This is a genomic window from Pedococcus dokdonensis, assembly GCF_900104525.1.
GTDB lineage: Bacteria > Actinomycetota > Actinomycetes > Actinomycetales > Dermatophilaceae > Pedococcus > Pedococcus dokdonensis.
In genome coordinates this window covers 123,696-141,564 of the sequence record NZ_LT629711.1, presented here as the reverse complement: position 1 = coordinate 141,564, position 17,869 = coordinate 123,696, and the positions used below count along the sequence as shown (strand labels likewise).

18 protein-coding genes are annotated in these 17,869 nt (G+C 71.2%); 8 read left to right on the top strand and 10 right to left on the bottom strand.

Annotation, left to right across the window (positions count from 1 at the left end; genetic code table 11):
• Positions 1-52: 52 nt before the first annotated feature.
• Positions 53-409 carry an MGMT family protein gene (locus BLQ34_RS00760; protein WP_231961374.1) on the bottom strand — a complete coding sequence of 119 codons (357 nt, stop codon included), beginning with the start codon at positions 407-409 and terminating at the stop codon, positions 53-55.
• 11 nt (positions 410-420) lie between these two features.
• The gene (gene moeB / locus BLQ34_RS00755; protein WP_091780188.1) at positions 421-1,629 is read right to left on the bottom strand and encodes a molybdopterin-synthase adenylyltransferase MoeB; all 1,209 of its coding nucleotides are present in this window, start codon (positions 1,627-1,629) and stop codon (positions 421-423) included.
• Between the two features lie 83 nt (positions 1,630-1,712).
• Between moeB and BLQ34_RS00750 the strand changes: the two genes are divergently transcribed.
• From BLQ34_RS00750 to BLQ34_RS00740, 3 genes are all read left to right on the top strand, one after another.
• Positions 1,713-2,354, top strand: a complete 642-nt coding sequence (locus BLQ34_RS00750; RefSeq protein WP_091780185.1) for a TetR/AcrR family transcriptional regulator — start codon at positions 1,713-1,715, stop codon at positions 2,352-2,354.
• A gap of 119 nt (positions 2,355-2,473) precedes the next feature.
• Positions 2,474-2,695, top strand: a complete 222-nt coding sequence (locus tag BLQ34_RS00745) for a DUF3107 domain-containing protein (protein WP_091780182.1) — start codon at positions 2,474-2,476, stop codon at positions 2,693-2,695.
• Between the two features lie 187 nt (positions 2,696-2,882).
• Entirely contained in the window at positions 2,883-3,149 is a 267-nt protein-coding gene (locus BLQ34_RS00740) for a GlsB/YeaQ/YmgE family stress response membrane protein (RefSeq protein WP_172829329.1), read from the top strand.
• A gap of 70 nt (positions 3,150-3,219) precedes the next feature.
• On the opposite strand, the gene BLQ34_RS00735 is transcribed toward BLQ34_RS00740, so the two are convergent.
• A complete protein-coding gene (locus BLQ34_RS00735) occupies positions 3,220-3,912 on the bottom strand; it encodes a ferritin-like fold-containing protein (RefSeq protein WP_091788986.1) in 693 nt (230 codons plus the stop codon).
• Between the two features lie 245 nt (positions 3,913-4,157).
• Here BLQ34_RS00735 and BLQ34_RS00730 point away from each other — a divergent pair, with 245 nt between their 5' ends.
• Positions 4,158-5,690 carry a DEAD/DEAH box helicase gene (locus BLQ34_RS00730; RefSeq protein ID WP_091780179.1) on the top strand — a complete coding sequence of 511 codons (1,533 nt, stop codon included), beginning with the start codon at positions 4,158-4,160 and terminating at the stop codon, positions 5,688-5,690.
• Between the two features lie 174 nt (positions 5,691-5,864).
• Here the strand turns inward: BLQ34_RS00730 and BLQ34_RS00725 are convergent, their stop codons facing one another.
• The 3 genes from BLQ34_RS00725 to BLQ34_RS00715 all read right to left on the bottom strand — a co-directional run bounded on the left by BLQ34_RS00725 (position 5,865) and on the right by BLQ34_RS00715 (position 9,297).
• Positions 5,865-6,911 (bottom strand): NAD(P)-dependent alcohol dehydrogenase, encoded by a 1,047-nt coding sequence (locus tag BLQ34_RS00725; protein WP_091780176.1) that lies wholly within the window; start codon positions 6,909-6,911, stop codon positions 5,865-5,867.
• Positions 6,912-7,000: 89 nt separating this feature from the next.
• Entirely contained in the window at positions 7,001-8,323 is a 1,323-nt protein-coding gene (locus BLQ34_RS00720; RefSeq protein ID WP_157692837.1) for a peptidoglycan DD-metalloendopeptidase family protein, read from the bottom strand.
• 194 nt (positions 8,324-8,517) lie between these two features.
• Entirely contained in the window at positions 8,518-9,297 is a 780-nt protein-coding gene (locus BLQ34_RS00715) for a ParA family protein (protein ID WP_231961373.1), read from the bottom strand.
• 217 nt (positions 9,298-9,514) lie between these two features.
• On the opposite strand from BLQ34_RS00715, the gene BLQ34_RS00710 reads away from it, so the two are divergent.
• Positions 9,515-10,435 (top strand): hypothetical protein, encoded by a 921-nt coding sequence (locus tag BLQ34_RS00710; protein ID WP_157692836.1) that lies wholly within the window; start codon positions 9,515-9,517, stop codon positions 10,433-10,435.
• 28 nt (positions 10,436-10,463) lie between these two features.
• Here BLQ34_RS00710 and BLQ34_RS00705 read toward each other — a convergent pair whose 3' ends face one another.
• The 4 genes from BLQ34_RS00705 to BLQ34_RS00690 form a co-directional block, all read right to left on the bottom strand.
• On the bottom strand, positions 10,464-11,396 hold the full coding sequence (locus BLQ34_RS00705) for a RecB family exonuclease (protein WP_231961372.1): 933 nt from the start codon (positions 11,394-11,396) through the stop codon (positions 10,464-10,466).
• A gap of 10 nt (positions 11,397-11,406) precedes the next feature.
• Positions 11,407-12,024, bottom strand: coding sequence for a MarC family protein (locus BLQ34_RS00700; RefSeq protein ID WP_091780165.1), 618 nt, complete (start codon positions 12,022-12,024; stop codon positions 11,407-11,409).
• Positions 12,021-12,881, bottom strand: a complete 861-nt coding sequence (locus BLQ34_RS00695; RefSeq protein WP_091780162.1) for a PHP domain-containing protein — start codon at positions 12,879-12,881, stop codon at positions 12,021-12,023. Before BLQ34_RS00695 ends, BLQ34_RS00700 begins: the two co-directional genes overlap by 4 nt.
• Before the next feature lie 492 nt (positions 12,882-13,373).
• Positions 13,374-13,748, bottom strand: a complete 375-nt coding sequence (locus BLQ34_RS00690) for a YciI family protein (protein ID WP_091780160.1) — start codon at positions 13,746-13,748, stop codon at positions 13,374-13,376.
• Positions 13,749-13,974: 226 nt separating this feature from the next.
• Between BLQ34_RS00690 and BLQ34_RS00685 the strand changes: the two genes are divergently transcribed.
• From BLQ34_RS00685 to BLQ34_RS00675, 3 genes are read left to right on the top strand one after another with little or no spacing between them, the layout of a single operon-like run.
• Positions 13,975-14,502: a MaoC family dehydratase gene (locus BLQ34_RS00685; RefSeq protein WP_331712516.1), complete on the top strand. Its 528-nt coding sequence runs from the start codon at positions 13,975-13,977 to the stop codon at positions 14,500-14,502.
• A 56-nt stretch (positions 14,503-14,558) separates the two neighbouring features.
• Entirely contained in the window at positions 14,559-16,082 is a 1,524-nt protein-coding gene (gene glpK / locus BLQ34_RS00680) for a glycerol kinase GlpK (protein WP_091780154.1), read from the top strand.
• Positions 16,083-16,085: 3 nt separating this feature from the next.
• Positions 16,086-17,804, top strand: coding sequence for a glycerol-3-phosphate dehydrogenase/oxidase (locus BLQ34_RS00675; protein WP_091780152.1), 1,719 nt, complete (start codon positions 16,086-16,088; stop codon positions 17,802-17,804).
• Positions 17,805-17,869 lie beyond the last annotated feature (65 nt).

The following is a 17,869-nucleotide window of genomic DNA, read 5'->3' as shown; positions in this document are numbered from 1 at the left end:
CATCCCACCATCCCCGACCGACATCCGGCCGCAGGGTCGGGACGCCGGACCGTCACTCGGGCGGGACCGGCGCGATGGCCTCGAGCCAGCGGGCCCTCGCCAGGTCGACCCGGCGGCCGTCGAGCTGGCCGCGGACCAGCGGCGTGCCCTCCCCGCGGTAGTGCGCGAGCGCCTCGTCCTCGAGCCCCTGCGGGAAGTACCCGCCGGCGCGGACCACCCGCCACCACGGCACGTCGGACCCGTAGCGCGCCATCGCGTTGCCGACACCGCGCGCCCCGCCACGGCCGAGCAGCTCGGCGATGTCGCCGTAGGTCATGACCATGCCGGGCGGGATGGTGTCGACCACCTCCAGGACGTCCTCGGCGAACTCGCTGGGGGCACCGCTGACCCGTCCTGGCTCCGTGACCACGGTCGTCTCCCTCAGTAGACCGGCAGGCTCGGGTCGACGTCGTGGACCCATGCCAGCACCCCGCCGGACAGGTTCGCGACGTCGCTGCGACCGGACGCCGCCAGCAGCCCGGCGGCCTCGGCCGACCGCACGCCGGACTTGCACATCAGCACCACGGGTATGCCGCTCGGCAGGTCGCGGTCGGCCGTCCCGTCGCGGAACCGGTCGAGGTGCACGGCCCTGGCCCCGGGGATGGACACGACGGCCCGCTCCCCCGGCTCGCGGACGTCGACCAGCTCGAAGGTGCGCTGACCCGAGTCGCGCTCCTGCAGCATCCGCGCCAGCTCGGTCGCCGAGACGTCGGCGAAGCCGGGCCCGGCACCCTCGTGGTCGTCCGACGTGGAGGAGGCACCCGGCATACCGCAGAACTGCTCGTAGTCGACCAGGGCGGTGACGGTCGGCGACTCGCCGCAGACGGGGCAGTCCGGGTCGGCGCGCACGGTGAGCGAGTCCCAGGTCTGGCGCAGGGCGTCGTGCACCAGCAGCCGCCCGACGAGTGGGTCCCCCTGCCCCACGATCAGCTTGATGGCCTCCGCGACCTGCACCGACCCGACCGCGGCGCACAGCACACCCAGCACACCACCGGTCGCGCAGGACGGCACGGCGTCGGGCGGCGGCGGGTCGGGGAAGACGCAGCGGTAGCAGGGACCGTGCCCCGCGAACCACACCGACACCTGGCCGTCGAACCGGTAGATCGACCCCCAGACGTGCGGCCGGCCGAGGAAGACGCAGGCGTCGTTGACCAGGTAGCGGGTCGGGAAGTTGTCCGCCCCGTCGACGACGAGGTCGTAGCCGGCCAGGATGTCGAGGGCGTTCTCGGACGTGAGCCGCACGTCGTGGCGCACCACGGTCACCAGCGGGTTGATCGCCGCCACCGTCTCCGCCGCCGACTCCGTCTTGGCCCGTCCCACGTCGGCGACGCCGTGGACGACCTGGCGCTGGAGGTTCGATGCGTCGACCACGTCGTCGTCGACCACGCCGATCGTGCCCACCCCCGCGGCCGCGAGGTACATCAGCGCCGGCGAGCCCAGGCCACCGGCACCGACGACCAGCACCCGGGCGTTGGCCAACCTGCGTTGGCCCTCGACCCCGATCTCGGGGAGCAGGATGTGGCGGGCGTAGCGGGCCTTCTGCTCGGTGGTCAGCTCAGGTCCGGGCACGACCAGCGGTGGGATCGCCATGTGATGCAGGTTACCCACCCGTACGATGTCCCCGACAACGCAGTCAGGCTGCCACCGCGGCACCGTCGAACAAGAGAGCTCCCATGTCGATCCGAGCAGTCCAAGGCACCGACACCGCCCGTGGCCAGCGTCTCCCGCGCTCAGCCCGGCGCGCCCAGCTCCTCGAGGCCGCCCAGGCCGCCTTCGTCGAGTCCGGCTACCACGCGGCCGCGATGGACGACATCGCCGATCGCGCCGGGGTCTCCAAGCCGGTGCTCTACCAGCACTTCCCCGGCAAGCTCGAGCTCTACCTCGCGCTCCTCGACAAGCACAGCGAGGCCCTGGAGCAGCTCGTCCGCGAGGCGCTCGCCTCCACGACGGACAACAAGGAGCGGGTCTACGCGACGATCGCCGCCTACTTCGACTTCGTGTCTCGCGACGGTGCGGCCTTCCGGCTGATCTTCGAGTCCGACCTCACCAACGAGTCGGCGGTGCGCAACCGCCTCGACGCCGTCGGCCTGGTCTGCGCCGAGGCGGTGGCCGAGGTCATCGCCGAGGACACCGGGCTCACCGACGAGGACGCCTCGCTGCTCGGCATGGCCCTGACCGGCCTCGCGCAGGTCAGCGCCCGGCACTGGCTCGCCCAGGGGTCCGACGTGCCCAAGGACGAGGCCGCCCTCCTCATGGGAGCGTTGGCCTGGCGGGGCCTCGGGTCGTTCCCGAAGGTGGGCGGGGAAGGTTCCTGACGCACCGCTCGTTAGCCTTGTCGACAGTCCAGCACGCGCTCGTATGCCGCGTGCCCACCCGGACGGCTGCGCACCCCTCGCAGGGTTCAGCCGTCCACCCAGCAGAGAAGGGAACCACCGTGGAGGTCCGCATCGGTGTCCAGAACGTCGCGCGTGAGGTCGTCTTCGAGTCCACCGAGTCCGCGGCGGACGTCGCGGCAGCCGTGAGCGCGTCGCTCGAGAAGGGCACCGTCCTCGCCCTCGCCGACGACAAGGGCCGCCAGGTGCTGGTCCCCGCCGCGGTGCTCGGCTACGTGCAGATCGGTGAGTCCGAGAAGCGCGGGGTGGGCTTCGGCGTCTGACCCGGCGTCGTAGGGCCGGCCACGGCCCGCTGACCTGCGCAAACAGCGGCCGATCGTGTCCACTCCGTGATCGGCCGAGCAGGGTTTCAAGCGTGCATTTCGGGGCATTTCATGGTCAGGTTGGCCTGTTCGGGCCTGACCCAAGGCCCACAACGTTGCGCGGAACTCACGCGCAGAAGGAGCTGAAATGATCACCGGAATCATCGGCACCATCATCTTCGGTGCGATCATCGGAGTGCTCGCTCGACTCATCATGCCGGGCAAGCAGAACATCAGCGCGGTCGTCACGGTCATCCTCGGCATCCTGGGCGCCCTCGTCGGCTACTGGATCTGGGGCGCACCGAAGGACGACGGCAGCATCGACTGGCTCCGCTGGATCACCAGCATCGTGGCTGCCATCGTCTTCGTCGTCGTCTACGGCGCGATCACGGGTCGCAACCGCAAGCAGATCTGACGTCGAGTCCGAACCACGGACCCGTTCGCGAAAGGGCCCCGTCCACGAGGACGGGGCCCTTTCGCACGGGTCAGGCGGCGAGGCCGAGGCGGCCCATCCGCCGGGTGTGCTCGTCGGTCAGCCGGGCGAACATCCGACCCAGCTCGGCCAGGTCGGCACTGGGCCGGTCCGCTCCGCCGACGCCGCCCACGAGCAACGAGGCCAGGGCATCGCGCTCGACGGCCACCTGCTGGGCCTGGGACAGCGCCTCGCCGACGAGCCGGCGCCCCCAGAGCGCGAGCCGGCCGGCGATCTTGGGGTCCGCCTTGATCGACTCCCGCACCACCTTCACGACGAACTCCGCCTGGCCGACGTCCTCCATGGCGGAGTGCACGAGCGACTGGGTCGAGGGATCCACGTAGGCGGCGATCTCGCGGTAGAAGTCGGTGGCGATGCCGTCACCGACATAGGCCTTGACCAGGCCCTCGAGCCAGCTGGACGGCCGGGTGCGCTCGTGGAAGGCATCGATCGGGGCGATGAACGGGGCCATCGCCGCCTCGGGGTCGATGCCCATCTCGGCCATCCGCGCGACCAGGATCTCGTAGTGCCGGAACTCCGCGACGGCCAGTCCGGCCACGGCTGCCTTGAGCGGCTGGCTCGGCGACAGCTCGCTGTCACCGGCGAGCCGGGTGAAGGCGGTCAGCTCGCCGTAGGCCAGCACCCCCAGCAGGTCTGCCACCGCGTCGCGGTACTGCGGGTCGGCCAGCCAGTCGTCCGTGGTCATGTCGGTCACCCTAACGGCGGGTGGTCGCGACGACCCGGCGACCACCTCGGCACGGGCGCGACGGGGTCACCGATGCGGGAAAGTGACCCGTACCGGGCTAGAGTGGACGGGTCAAAGGTGCCCGGTCGGCACGAATCAGCCGCGGAGACGATCCGCAGCCCGCTCACGAGCATTGACGAAGACCTCCGATCGGCCCGCTGTGCGAGCGCGCTCCTGAGGGGTGCGCCCCCGATCGAGAGAACTCCATGACCGAGAACACCACCGGCGCGCCCGCACCCGCGGACGTGACCTTCGCCGACTTCGACGTCCACCCCGACATCGTCGCCTCCCTGGGCGACGCCGGCATCGTCACCCCCTTCCCGATCCAGGCGATGACGCTGCCCGTGGCCCTGTCCGGTCACGACATCATCGGCCAGGCCAAGACCGGCACCGGCAAGACGCTGGGCTTCGGCGTGCCCATGCTCAACCGCACGGTGTCCAGGGTCGACGACGCCTGGGAGGGCTTCAAGCACGCCGGCAAGCCGCAGGCACTGGCCGTCGCCCCGACGCGTGAGCTGGCGGTCCAGGTCGCCAGCGACCTCGAGCGGGCCGGCAAGCGCCGCGGCATCCGCGTGCTCACCGTCTACGGCGGCCGCGCCTACGAGCCGCAGATCGACGCGCTCAAGGCCGGTGTCGAGATCGTCGTCGGCACCCCAGGACGCCTCATCGACCTCGCCAAGCAGGGCCACCTCGACCTGTCGCACGCCAAGACCGTGGTCCTCGACGAGGCCGACGAGATGCTCGACCTCGGGTTCCTCCCCGATGTCGAGAAGCTGCTCGCGATGACCTCGCCGGCCCGCCAGACGATGCTCTTCTCGGCCACCATGCCCGGTGCCGTCGTGGCGCTGGCCCGCCGCTACATGAGCCAGCCGACGCACATCCGGGCGATGGGCGACGACCAGGAGAACGCGCACACCGTCAAGGCCGTCGAGCAGTTCGTCTACCGCGCCCACGCGATGGACAAGGTCGAGATGCTGGCCCGCATGCTCCAGGCCGAGGGTCGCGGGCTCACCATCATCTTCAGCCGCACCAAGCGCACCGCCGCGAAGGTCGCCGACGAGCTCACCGAGCGTGGGTTCGCCGCCGCCGCGATCCACGGCGATCTCGGCCAGGGCGCTCGCGAGCAGGCCCTGCGCGCGTTCCGCAACGGCAAGGTCGACATCCTGGTGGCCACTGACGTCGCCGCCCGCGGCATCGACGTCGACAACGTCACGCACGTCATCAACTACCAGTGCCCCGAGGACGAGAAGACCTACCTGCACCGGATCGGTCGCACCGCCCGCGCCGGCAACACCGGTATCGCCGTCACCTTCGTCGACTGGGACGACATGCCGCGCTGGGGGCTGATCAACAAGACCCTCGACCTCGGCATCCCCGAGCCCGAGGAGACCTACTCCTCCTCCGACCACCTCTTCGAGCAGCTCGACATCCCGCGCACCGCCAAGGGCCGGCTGCCCAAGGCCGCCCAGCACCTCGCCGGCCTCGACGCCGAGGTGCTCGAGGACCTCGGCGAGACCGGCAAGTCCAGCGGCCGACGCCCGGCCGGCGGCGGCGACCGTGACCGCGGTGGTCGTGGTGGCCGCGACGGCGGTCGTGGTGGTCGCGAGGGTGGCCGTGGCGGCGAGCGCCGCAGCGACGCCCCCCAGGACGGCGACGGCGCCAGCAAGCCGCGGCGCAACCGCAACCGGCGCCGCACCCGCGGTGGCAGCACCGCCGGTGAGGCCAGCACCCAGGCCTGAGCCGACCCCCACGCACCAGACGGGTATGCCGCGCGGCTGAGCCGCGCGGCATACCCATGTCCGCGGTTCAGCGGCGCCATCTCATGCAAAAGGCGAGTTAGCGCCGCCCCGGGGCGGCGCTAACTCGCCTTTTGCATGAGATAGCGGCGGGGGTCGGTGCCCCGTGACGCTGGGTCAGGCGGTGATCGTGGCGGTGTCGATGACGAAGCGGTAGCGCACGTCCGAGCTCACGACGCGGTCGTAGGCCTCGTTGACCTGGTCGGCGCTGATCGTCTCGATCTCGGCGGCGATGCCGTGCTCGGCGGCGAAGTCGAGCATCTCCTGGGTCTGCGGGATCCCGCCGATGTTGGAGCCGGCGAGGACCTTGCTGCCCCCGATCAGCGAGAACGCCTGGAACGAGCTGGGGTCGCTCGGCGCACCCACGTTGACCATCGCACCGTTGGGCTTGAGCAGCGCGAGGTAGTCGTCGAACGGCAGGTTCGCGCTGACCGTGTTGAGGATCAGGTCGAACGTGCCGCGCAGGTCCTTGAACGTCGAGTCGTCCTTGGTGGCACGGTGGTCGACGGCGCCGAACCGCGTGCTGTCGGCCTGCTTGGCGGTCGACTGGCTGAGCACGGTGACCTCGGCCCCGAGGGCGGCGGCGAACTTCACGCCCAGGTGCCCGAGGCCGCCCAGCCCGACGACGGCGACCTTCGTGCCCGGACCCGCACCCCAGCGCTTGAGCGGGTTGTAGGTGGTGATGCCGGCGCACAGCAGCGGCGCCGCGACGTCGAGCTCGAGGGCGTCGGGGATGCGGACGGCGAACCGCTCGCTCACGACGACCTGCTGGCTGTAGCCGCCCATCGTCTCCTCGCCGTCGTAGCCCTTGCCGTTGTAGGTCATGACGGCGCCCTTGACGCAGAACTGCTCCTGGCCGTCCTTGCAGAACTCGCACTCGCCGCACGAGTCGACCATGCAGCCGACGCCGACGCGGTCGCCGACCTGGTAGCGGGTCACCCCGTCGCCGACGGCCGAGACGACCCCGGCGATCTCGTGGCCCGGGACCATCGGGAAGATCGCGCTCCCCCACTCCTCACGGACCTGGTGGATGTCGCTGTGGCAGATGCCGGCGTACGCGATGTCGATGGTGATGTCGTCGTCGCGCAGGTCGCGACGCTCGATGGTCGTCGCCGTGAGCGGAGCTCCGGCGGACGCGGTGGACAGGGCAGCGGTGCGGGACATGCTTCTCCTTGGATCGGGTTCGGTTCCCGTCTGGGGACAAGTCCCTGCCCGCCGCGACTATTCCGCCGCCGGTGTCCTCCGGCTGCGGTTCAGGCGCTCTTGCGGATGCTGCTGACCGTCGACCAGGCGCTGGTGCCCATGCCGTTCGTGGCGTTCACCCTGACCTGGCAGGACGTGTAGCCGGTGAGCCCGAGATGGTTGTAGTAGAGCACCGTGGGGCCGGTGGTCGCGCTCTTCCAGGCGGTCCAGACGCCGCTGCGGTAGCACCGCACCTGGGTCGTGTACTTGGTCAGGGCCGCGCCGTTGTTCGCCGCGCCATACCAGCCGTAGTGCACGTAGGTGTTCTTCGGCGAGGTGAGGTAGCGCGGGGACGGCGGCGCCGACGGGACGGTGGCGGGGGTGACCGTCGCGATCGACGACCACTGGCTGTAGCCCGAGGAGTTGGGGAAGGCGATCTGCACCTGGTGGGCGATCCCGTTGGCCAGACCCGTGACGGTGGCGCTGCCCTTGGAGGCGGAGACCGTCGAGTAGATCGGGTCCTTCCAGTGCCCCAGGGCGCTGCTCCAGGCGCGCGTCGCGATCCGCACGTAGTAGACCCCGGCCGGCGGGGTGCTCCACTTCACCACCGCGGCCCGGTTGGCGCGCGTCGCAGTCAGCGTCGGCTGCGCGGGGGTCTTGTTCCAGACGTCCGTGATGCAGCCCGAGCTGGCCGACGGCGTGGCGAACTCGCGGCGGTCGACGGCGTCGAAGCTGGTCGCACCGTTGAAGATCCCGGGCATCACCGCCACACCCGAGCTCGTGCAGGCCCGGAGCGACGTGGGTTCGATGCGCGGGCCCTTGATGCCTTCGGTGCGCACCTCGAAGTGCAGGTAGTTGGACAGGCACGGGGCGGTGTCGCCCCAGTGCCCCATCCGGCCGATCATCGTCGCCGGGGTGACCAGCTGGCCCTCGGTGGCCGTGATGGAGTCGAGGTGGGCGTACTTGGTGACCAGGCCACCACCGTGGTCGACCCACACCCACACCCCGTCGGTCTGCCCGCTCGACGAGCAGGAGGGTGCGTTGGCCCCGATGTGGAAGATGCCGGCCCCGGCCGCGTGCACCGGGTCACCGAGCTCACCGGCGAAGTCGATCGCCCAGTAGCCGTGGTAGGCCCCGCCGTCCTCGGTGCAGTTCGTCTTGACGCAGCCGACCCACGCCGACGAGCGCAGCGGCGACCAGATCGGGGCGCTGAAGGGGTGCGTCGAGCTGGCCGCAGGGGTGGCAGCCGTGCTCGCCACCTCGGCGGCAGCCGCCTTGGCACCGGGCTGACCGGGCAGGGCGCCGGTGGGGGCGACCGTCAGGAGACCACTGGCGAGCACCAGGACGACGGCGCGCAGCAACCAGGCCGGGCGGCGGGACAGGGGGACGGACATGGGGCTCCTCGACTGCCAATCGTTCGGGGGCACGCGCGGCAGCGGCAACGATGATGCCCACCATCGAGCCCAGATGCACATCGAGACAGGCAATCGTGGGATCTCCGAGCCCTCGACAGGCAGGTGGACCCGATCGGTGGAGGACCCATGCCAACCGTTCGGAGGATTGCCACGGACCCGTCAGCTGGCCCTGCTCAGAGGCGCTTGGCGAGGGCTGCCGCCACGTCCCGGTAGGCCTTCGCGCCCTTCGAGGTGCGAGAGGTCGCGAGGATCGAGCGACCGACGGCGGGCGCCTCGGCGAACCGCACCGTCTTCGGGATCGGCGGGTCGAGCACCGGGAGGTCGTAGCGCTCACCCACGTCGGCGAGCACCTCGCGAGCGTGGTTGCTGCGGCCGTCGAAGAGGGTCGGGAGGATGCCCCAGACCTCGAGGGCCGGGTTGAGGATCTTCTGGACGTCGGCCACGGTGTCGAGCAGCTGGCCGACCCCGCGGTGGCTGAGCATCTCGCAGGGCATCGGGATGATCAGGGCCTGGCTGGCCGTCAGGGCGTTGAGGGTCAGCACGCCGAGGCTCGGGGAACAGTCGAGCAGGATCACGTCGTAGTCGTCGCGCACCTCCTCCAGGACGGTGCGCAGGACGAACTCGCGCCCCGGCCTGGGCAGCAGCTGCGCCTCGGCGCCGGCGAGGTCGATGACGCTCGGCACCAGGTCGACCCCGTCGTCGCAGGTCACCGTCACGTCGGCGATCGAGGCCTGCCCGAGCAGCACCTCGTTGACCGAGCGGTCAACCTCGTCGGGGTCCACCCCGAGGCTGAAGGTGAGGCACGCCTGCGCGTCGAGGTCGACGAGCAGCACGCGCCGGCCCTGCTCGGCGAAGGCCGCGCCCAGCGACGCGACCGACGTCGTCTTGGCGACGCCGCCCTTCTGGTTGGCCACGGCGACGACGGTGGCCGGCTTCGTGCGGGTGGTGGGCACCAGGGCCGCCCTTCTGCTGTGGTTGCCTCGACGGGTATGCCGGTGGGGCAAGTCTGTCAGGTGCCCCCACCCGCCCGGTCGCCGCCGGAGCAAAACCGCCGGTTGCGCCATGCCCGGCCCCTCACGGCTGTACTGTTGAGCCTTCAAGAGCTTTGGGGTGCCGGGGGGAGGCCGCACCACGCTCGTCGCACCGCAGCGCCCAGCAGGGGGTGGCAGCATGGCATCAGGGGACGCCGTGGACGGCGCCACCCGGGGTGGGTCGCGCGTTGCCGAGCCCGATGGGTTCTCCGAGGCGCTGCGCAGCGCCATCGCAGGCAGCGGGCGGAGCCTGGAGTCCCTGCGTCGTCGACTGGCCGAGCGTGGCACCCCGGTCAGCATCGCCACGCTGAGCTACTGGCAGTCGGGACGCAGTCTCCCGCAGCGGGGCTCCTCCCTGCGCGCGGTGCTCCACCTCGAGGAGCTCCTGCAGCTGCCGCACGGACACCTCCTCGACCGGATCGGGCCGCGGCGGCGGCCGTTCGTGCCGCAGCAGGTCACCCACGGCGCGCTGCCCATCGACCACCCGGCCGCGGAGCTGGCCCTGACCGACCTGGGCTTCGGGACCAGCCCCGACCTGGTCGACGTCACCATCCACGACACCCTCGACGTCGACGAGGCGGGCGTCGAGCGGTTCCGGACGATCCGCAACGTGGTGCGAGCGGTCCGGCCCGGCGCCCAGCGGCTGCCCGCCCTGCTGACCATCGACGTGCCCAGTGGCGAGCGGGCCGAGTTCGTCCCCGTCAGCGGGTGCCGGGTGGGTCGCGAGGTGTCCCGTCCCGACGTCGGTGTCTTCGCCGCCGAGCTGGTGCTCGACCGGCCGCTGCGGCTCGGCGAGACGGCTGCGGCCGAGCACCGCGTGGTGCTGCCCCGCGACCTGGGCGCAAGGCACTGCATCGAGTACTACCTGCTGCGCGAGGTCACCGAGCTGATGATCTGGGTCCGCTTCTCCCCCGAGCGGCTGCCGTCCCGCGTCGAGACCTACAGCACGCTCGGCGCGCGGACCACCTCCCGACCGGTGACGCTGTCGGGGTCGACCAGCGTGCAGCACGTGCTGCACCACGTCGGACCGGGCGTGGTAGGGATCCGCTGGGACTGGTGAGACCCACCCGCCGGTGGCAGGCCGACCGTCAGGTCAGCGCGCCGGTGCCTGTCGCCACGGCTGCCGGCTGCTCCAGGGCGGCCCAGTCGGACTTCTCCGGGCCGAAGGCCTGACCCGCCGGGCAGTGTGCGCGGAAGTCGCACCACTGGCAGATCGGGCCGACCCTGGCCGGGAACCGGCTCGAGTCGACGCCGAGCTCGCGGTAGTCGGCCTCGGCCGCGCGGGCCTCCCGGGCGATCGAGTCGGCCTCGTCGACCTTGCGCTTCAGCGACTCGCCGGTGTGATCGTGGGCGGCCACGGTGCCGGTCGGGAGGTGGTGCAGCTCGACCCGGACGCACTTGCGGCGGAACATCTTCCAGGCCGCCGCGGCATAGAGGGCCAGCGGCAGGGAGGTGCGCGCGTCGTCGTCGGTCGGCTGGGACCGGCTGGTCTTGTAGTCGACGACCGCCAGCTCGCCGCCGCGGTCGTCGAGCCGGTCGATCCGTCCCTGCAGCGTGAGCACGGAGGTCTTGAGCGACACGGTCCGCTCGATGCCGAGCGGCTGGTGGGCCGGGTCGACGTCGTCGAGGTAGGCGACCACGTGCTGCTGCGCGCGCTCGCGCCACTCGAGCGACTGGTCGGCGTCACGGAAGCCGACGTCGATCCACGAGGTGCGCACCAGCTCGGCCCCTGCAGCCGGGGACCGGCGCTCCACCGGCAGGTCCCACCAGTCACGCAGGGCGTTGTGGACGGCGACCCCGAACGACGTGTGCGCGCGCTGCGGCCGCGACGGCGGCGCCGGTCGGTCGAGGTACTGCATGCGGTAGCGGCGCGGGCAGTCGACCCACGCCAGCAGCTTGCTGGGGCTGCCCCGGAACAGCCGCTGCGGCATACCGACGAACTCCTGCTGCACGCCCGCGGCCCGTGCCGGCCCGCCGTCGCCCAGCGCTGCCTCCCCCGCGGCTGCCTGACCCACACCCATGTCGCCCACGCTAGGCGGTACCGGTGACAAAGGCCCGGATGCTGTCGGCGACCATCTGCACCGCGATGGCGGACAGGAGCAGCCCGGCGATCTTGGTGAGCAGCACCGTCCCACTGTCCTTGAGCACCCGGTGGATGTAGCCGGCGAACCGGAAGAAGAGCCACACCACCACCATCGTGGCGACCAGGCCGATGGCGACCGCGACGTAGTCGGCCGCGCGGTCGGCGCCCTGCACGGCCAACATCGTCGCGACGATCGCCCCCGGCCCGGCCAGCAGGGGGGTGCCCAACGGCACCAGAGCGACGTTGACCCCGGCGTCGGCGTGCTGCTCCTGCTCCGATCCGACCAGCAGCTGCAGCGCCACGAGGAGCAGCAGGAGCCCCCCGGCCCCTTGCAGCGCCGGCAGCGAGATGTGCAGGTAGTTGAGGATCTGCTGGCCGAACACCGCGAAGGCCGCGATGACCCCGAACGCGACGAGCGAGGCCCGCCGGGCGGCCGAAACCTTCTGCTTCTGGGTGAGCGAGCTGGTCAGCCCGAGGAAGATCGGCAGGGCGCCGGGCGGGTCCATGATCACCAGCAGGGTCACGAAGACCGAGCCGAAGGTCTGCAGGTCGATGATGTCGTTCACGCGCGTGCCGCCCTGACCACGTCGATGCCGCTGGTTGCCTGGTCCTCGATCCGGGCGAGGACCTCCGGGGTGGTGGTGTTCTCGCCGAGCCGGTTCTCCTTGCCGGAGCCGTGGTAGTCGCTCGACCCGGTGACGAACAGCCCCAGCCGCGCCGCGAGCTCGACCGCGTGGGTGCGCTCGGCCGGCGTGTGGTCGCGGTGGTGCGCCTCGAGCCCCGCGAGCCCCGCGTCGGCCATCCGCTCGATCACCGCGTCGTCCACGGTCCACCCACGGCCGTTCGCGAACGGGTGCGCCATCACCGGCACACCACCCGCTGCGCGCACGAGCTCGACGGCGCGGACGGGGTTGGGGGCGTAGTGCGAGACGTGGTAGCGGCTGCCGTTGCGCAGCACGTCCGAGAACGCTTCGTCGCGCGTGGACACGAAGCCGTTGTCGACCAGGACGTCGGCGACGTGGGGCCGGCCGAGCGTGGTGCCGTCGCCTGCCCGGGCCCGCACCTCCTCGACCGTCACGGGTATGCCGTCGGCGGCCATCAGCTCGACCATCCGGTCGATCCGGGTCACCCGGGAGTCGCGCGCGCGGTCCAGCTCGGCGAGCAGGCCGGGCGCCTGCGGGTCGACCAGGTAGGCCAGCAGGTGCACGCTGACCCCCCGCTGCGAGCACGAGACCTCGACACCGCGCACCAGGTCGACACCCACCTCGTGGGCGGCGGCCACGGCAGCCGGCCACCCGGCATACGTGTCGTGGTCGGTGAGCGCCACCACGTCGAGGCCGGCGCGCGCCGCCTCCGCCACGACGACGTCGGCGGGTTCGGTGCCGTCGCTCGCCGTGGAGTGGGTGTGGAGGTCGATCGGCACGTGCCCAAGGGTAGGGCCCACCGCGTGCGATCATCGGCAGGTGGCCTCCAGCACGCGTCTGCCGATCCGCGATGCCGAGGGGGCGGACCGGTTCGAGGTCTTCCTCGTCTGCTCGGTGCTGTCGATCGCGCTGACCCGGATGTACCTCGCGGCCACCGGGTTCCCTCAGCTCGGCAGCGGGACCCTGCACCTGGCGCACCTGCTCTGGGGCGGCCTGGGCATGCTCGTGGCGCTGCTGATGTTCATGCTGTTCCTGAGCCGCACCGCGAAGACCGTCGCCACCGTGTTCGCCGGCATCGGGTTCGGGCTGTTCATCGACGAGGTCGCAAGTTCGTCACCGGCGACAACAACTACTTCTACGAGCCGGTCGGGAGCTCCGTCGACGCCGGGACGAGCTGATCGCCCGGGAAGCCGGCCAATCACCCGGTTCCCGAGCACAGGACCCCGGGATGCCCGCGAGCTCGGGCGATCGGCCGATTCCTGCCGAACGACTCAGTCGGCGACGGGACGCAGCTCGACGGTCTCCCCGGGGCCGCCGAACTTGAGGGCGACCTCCTCGGCCCGTTCCTGGCTCGCGACGTCGATGAGGAAGAACCCGGCGAACTGCTCGACCGTCTCGGCGTAGGGACCCTCGGTGATCTTGCGCCGCCCCGCGTGCCAGCGGATCAGGCGGGCGTCGGCCGGGTCGCCCAGCGCCTGGCCGCCGAGCAGCTCACCCTTGGCCGACAGGTCCTCGAGCACGGAGTCGAAGTCGGCGTTGAGCTGCGCCCGCTCGGCCTCCGGCAGGGCCTGGTGCTCGGCGAGGAAGTCGCTCGTGGGGTGGCCCCACGGCTGGGGGTTGGAGTGGATCATGATCACGTATTTCATGGCTGCCTTCACGGTTTGCTGCCCCGGTGGGGGATGGTGGCCACACGGCCCTGTCACCACCTTGACGGGCGGGTCACGTGCTCCTCGATCTTTGGTCGAAACTTTTTTCGAGCTTTTTTCCGAGCCTTCTCCGAGCTTTCCCGAGCCGCCGCGAGCTTTCCCGAGCCGCCGCTGTGAGGGAACGCACGCGGCACACCGGTGTCGCGGTGACGTCCTGCTCGGCAGGATGGGGGCCATGCAGTTCGGACGCAGCTATGAGGAGTTCGAGGTCGGCGCGGTCTACCAGCACTGGCCCGGCAAGACGGTGACCGAGTACGACGACCACCTGTTCTGCCTGCTCACGATGAACCACCACCCGCTCCACCTCGACGCCAACTACGCGGAGAACACCACGCAGTTCGGCAAGAACGTGGTGGTCGGCAACTACATCTACTCACTCCTGCTCGGCATGAGCGTCCCCGACGTCTCGGGCAAGGCGATCGCCAACCTGGAGGTCGAGTCGCTGCGCCACGTGGCGCCGACCTTCCACGGCGACACCGTCTACGGGCAGACCGAGGTGCTGGACAAGTGGGAGTCGACGTCCAAGGACGACCGCGGCGTCGTCCACGTCGAGACCAAGGGCTACAACCAGGACGGCACGCTGGTCTGCATCTTCCGCCGCAAGGTGATGGTGCCGAAGCAGAGCTACCTCGAGGCGCGCGGTGGTGAGCAGCCCGGCCGCCCCCAGCTGCGCGAGCCCGCCCCGAAGGAATGACCATCACACCCCTCGTATGGCGCGTGGCCGGCAGTACGTCGCACTAGGGTCGCTGCATGGCCGATTTCGTTGGTGCGGTTGACCAGGGGACGACGAGCACGCGGTTCATGGTGTTCGACCACGACGGCGCCGAGGTCGGCCGCCACCAGCTCGAGCACGAGCAGGTGATGCCGCAGGCCGGCTGGGTGGAGCACAACCCGCTCGAGATCTGGGAGCGCACCCAGACCGTCATCGGCTCGGCGCTGTCCAACCTCGACCTGCAGCCGTCCGACCTGTCCGCGCTGGGGATCACCAACCAGCGCGAGACCACGGTGGTGTGGAACAAGCGCACCGGCCGGCCCCTGCACAACGCGATCGTGTGGCAGGACACCCGCACCGACCGGATCGCCCGCCAGCTCGACCAGGACGGCAGGGGTGATGTCATCCGCGAGCGCGCCGGCATCCCGCCCGCGGCCTACTTCTCTGCGGGCAAGGTGCAGTGGATCCTCGACCACGTGGACGGGGCGCGCGCGGCCGCGGAGAGGGGCGACGCGCTCTTCGGCACCATCGACACCTGGCTGCTCTGGAACCTCACGGGGGGCACCGACGGCGGGGTGCACGTCACCGACGTGACCAATGCCAGCCGCACCATGCTGATGGACCTGCGCACGCTCGACTGGGACGACGAGCTGCTCGGCTTCTTCGGCATCCCCCGCCAGATGCTCCCCACCATCCGGCCGAGCTCCGACCCCGCGTTCTACGGGACCACGAGGACCGGTGGCCCCCTGGGCGGCGAGGTGCCGCTCGCGGGCGACCTCGGCGACCAGCAGGCGGCGACCGTCGGCCAGGTCTGCTTCGCGCCCGGGGAGGGCAAGAACACCTACGGCACCGGCAACTTCATGATCCTCAACACCGGCGAGGAGATCGTCCGCAGCGAGTCAGGTCTGCTGACGACGCTCTGCTACCAGCTCGGCGACGCCAAGCCCGTCTACGCGCTCGAGGGCTCGATCGCGGTCACCGGCTCGGCCGTCCAGTGGTTGCGCGACCAGCTCGGCATCATCTCCGGCGCGGCAGACATCGAGCGGCTCGCCAAGCAGGTCGACGACACCGGCGGGCTCTACTTCGTGCCCGCCTTCTCGGGCCTGTTCGCCCCCTACTGGCGACCGGACGCCCGCGGGGCGATCGTCGGCATGAGCCGGTTCAACACCAACGCCCATCTGGCGCGGGCCACCCTCGAGGCGATCTGCTACCAGACCCGCGACGTCTCTGACGCGATGACGAAGGACAGCGGAGTCGAGCTGGAGGTGCTCAAGGTCGACGGCGGCGTCACCGCGAACGACCTCTGCATGCAGCTCCAGTCCGACATCCTCGGCGTTCCCGTGTCCCGGCCCGTGGTCGCCGAGACGACCGCGCTCGGCGCGGCCTACGCTGCAGGTCTGGCCACCGGGTTCTGGTCGGACACCGACGAGCTCCGCGCCAACTGGCAGGAGTCGAAGCGGTGGTCACCGACCTGGTCCGACCGGCAGCGCAGCGACGGGTATGCCGGGTGGCGCAAGGCCGTGGAACGCACCCTGGACTGGGTGGACGTCGACGAGGGGTAGGACATGGGTCTGGCTGGCACCGACACGACGCTCTCGCCGCAGCGCCGTGACCGCGCGATCGAGCAGCTCGGCAGTGGCGAGGAGCTCGACCTGCTCGTGATCGGCGGGGGTGTCGTCGGCTCCGGCACCGCCCTCGACGCCGTCACCCGTGGCCTGTCCACCGGCCTGATCGAGCAGCGCGACTTCGCGAGCGGCACCTCGTCGCGCAGCAGCAAGCTGGTCCACGGCGGCCTGCGCTACCTCGAGATGCTCGACTTCGCGCTGGTGCGCGAGGCGCTGCACGAGCGCGGCCTCCTGCTCACCCGGCTCGCGCCCCACCTGGTGCGCCCCGTCCCGTTCCTCTACCCGCTGACCCACCACGGTTGGGAGCGCGCCTACGTCGGGTCGGGCATCGCCCTCTACGACGCGATGGCGATGAGCTCCGGCCACGGCGGCGGCCTCCCCCACCACCGACACCTCACCCGGCGCCAGGCGCTGCGCCTCATGCCGAGCCTCAAGAGCAGTGCCCTGACCGGCGCGGTCCAGTACTACGACGCGCAGGTCGACGACGCCCGGCACACCATGGAGCTGGCCCGCACGGCCGCCAGCTACGGCGCCCACGTCGCAAACCGCGTGGCGGCCGTCGGCTTCCTGCGCCAGGGCGAGCGCGTCACCGGGGTGCGAGCGGTCGACAAGCTGACCGACCGCGAGTTCGTCATCAACGCCAAGCAGATCGTCAACGCCACGGGGGTGTGGACCGACGACACCCAGGCGATGGTCGGCGAGCGCGGCCAGTTCCACGTGCGTGCCTCGAAGGGCATCCACCTCGTCGTCCCCCGCGACCGGATCCACTCCTCGACCGGGCTGATCCTGCGCACCGAGAAGTCCGTGCTCTTCGTGATCCCGTGGGGTCGGCACTGGATCCTCGGCACGACCGACACCGACTGGGCGCTCGACAAGGCCCACCCCGCGGCGACCCGCGCCGACATCGACTACCTGCTGGACCACGTCAACCGGGTCCTGGCGACGCCGCTGACCCACGAGGACGTCGAGGGCGTGTACGCCGGGTTGCGCCCGCTGCTCGCCGGGGAGTCCGAGTCGACCAGCAAGCTGTCCCGCGAGCACGTGGTGGCCCACAGCGCGCCGGGACTCGTCGTCGTCGCCGGCGGCAAGTACACGACCTACCGCGTGATGGCCAAGGACGCCGTCGACGAGGCGGCCCAGGCCATTCCGGGTCGCACCGCCGAGTCCACGACCGACACGATCCCCCTGCTCGGCGGGGTCGGCTACCAGGCCGCCTGGAACCAGCGGCAGGCGCTGGCTCGCAGCTCCGGCCTGCACGTCGCCCGGATCGAGCACCTGCTGCGCCGCTACGGGTCCCTGACCCAGGAGGTGCTCGGCCTGGTCGCCGAGCGGCCGGAGCTGGGCCAGCCGCTGGAGGGCGCGGAGGACCACCTCTGCGCCGAGGTCGTCTACGCCGCCTCCCACGAGGGGGCGCTGCACCTCACCGACGTCCTCACCCGGCGCACCCGCATCTCGATCGAGGCGTGGGACCGCGGGGTGTCGGCGGCGCCGGCTGCGGCCGCCCTCGTCGCGCCGGTCCTCGGGTGGGACGAGGCGCGCACCAAGGAGGAGATCGAGATCTACCTCGGCCGGGTCGAGGCCGAGCGGGTGAGCCAGACCATGCCCGACGACGCGAGCGCCGACGAGGCGCGGCGCAGCGGCCCGGACGGCACCCTCTGACCCGATCCGCCGACAGCACCGGAAGGTTGCACATACTTTGAACATTGCAGGTCAGGCGGTTAGCG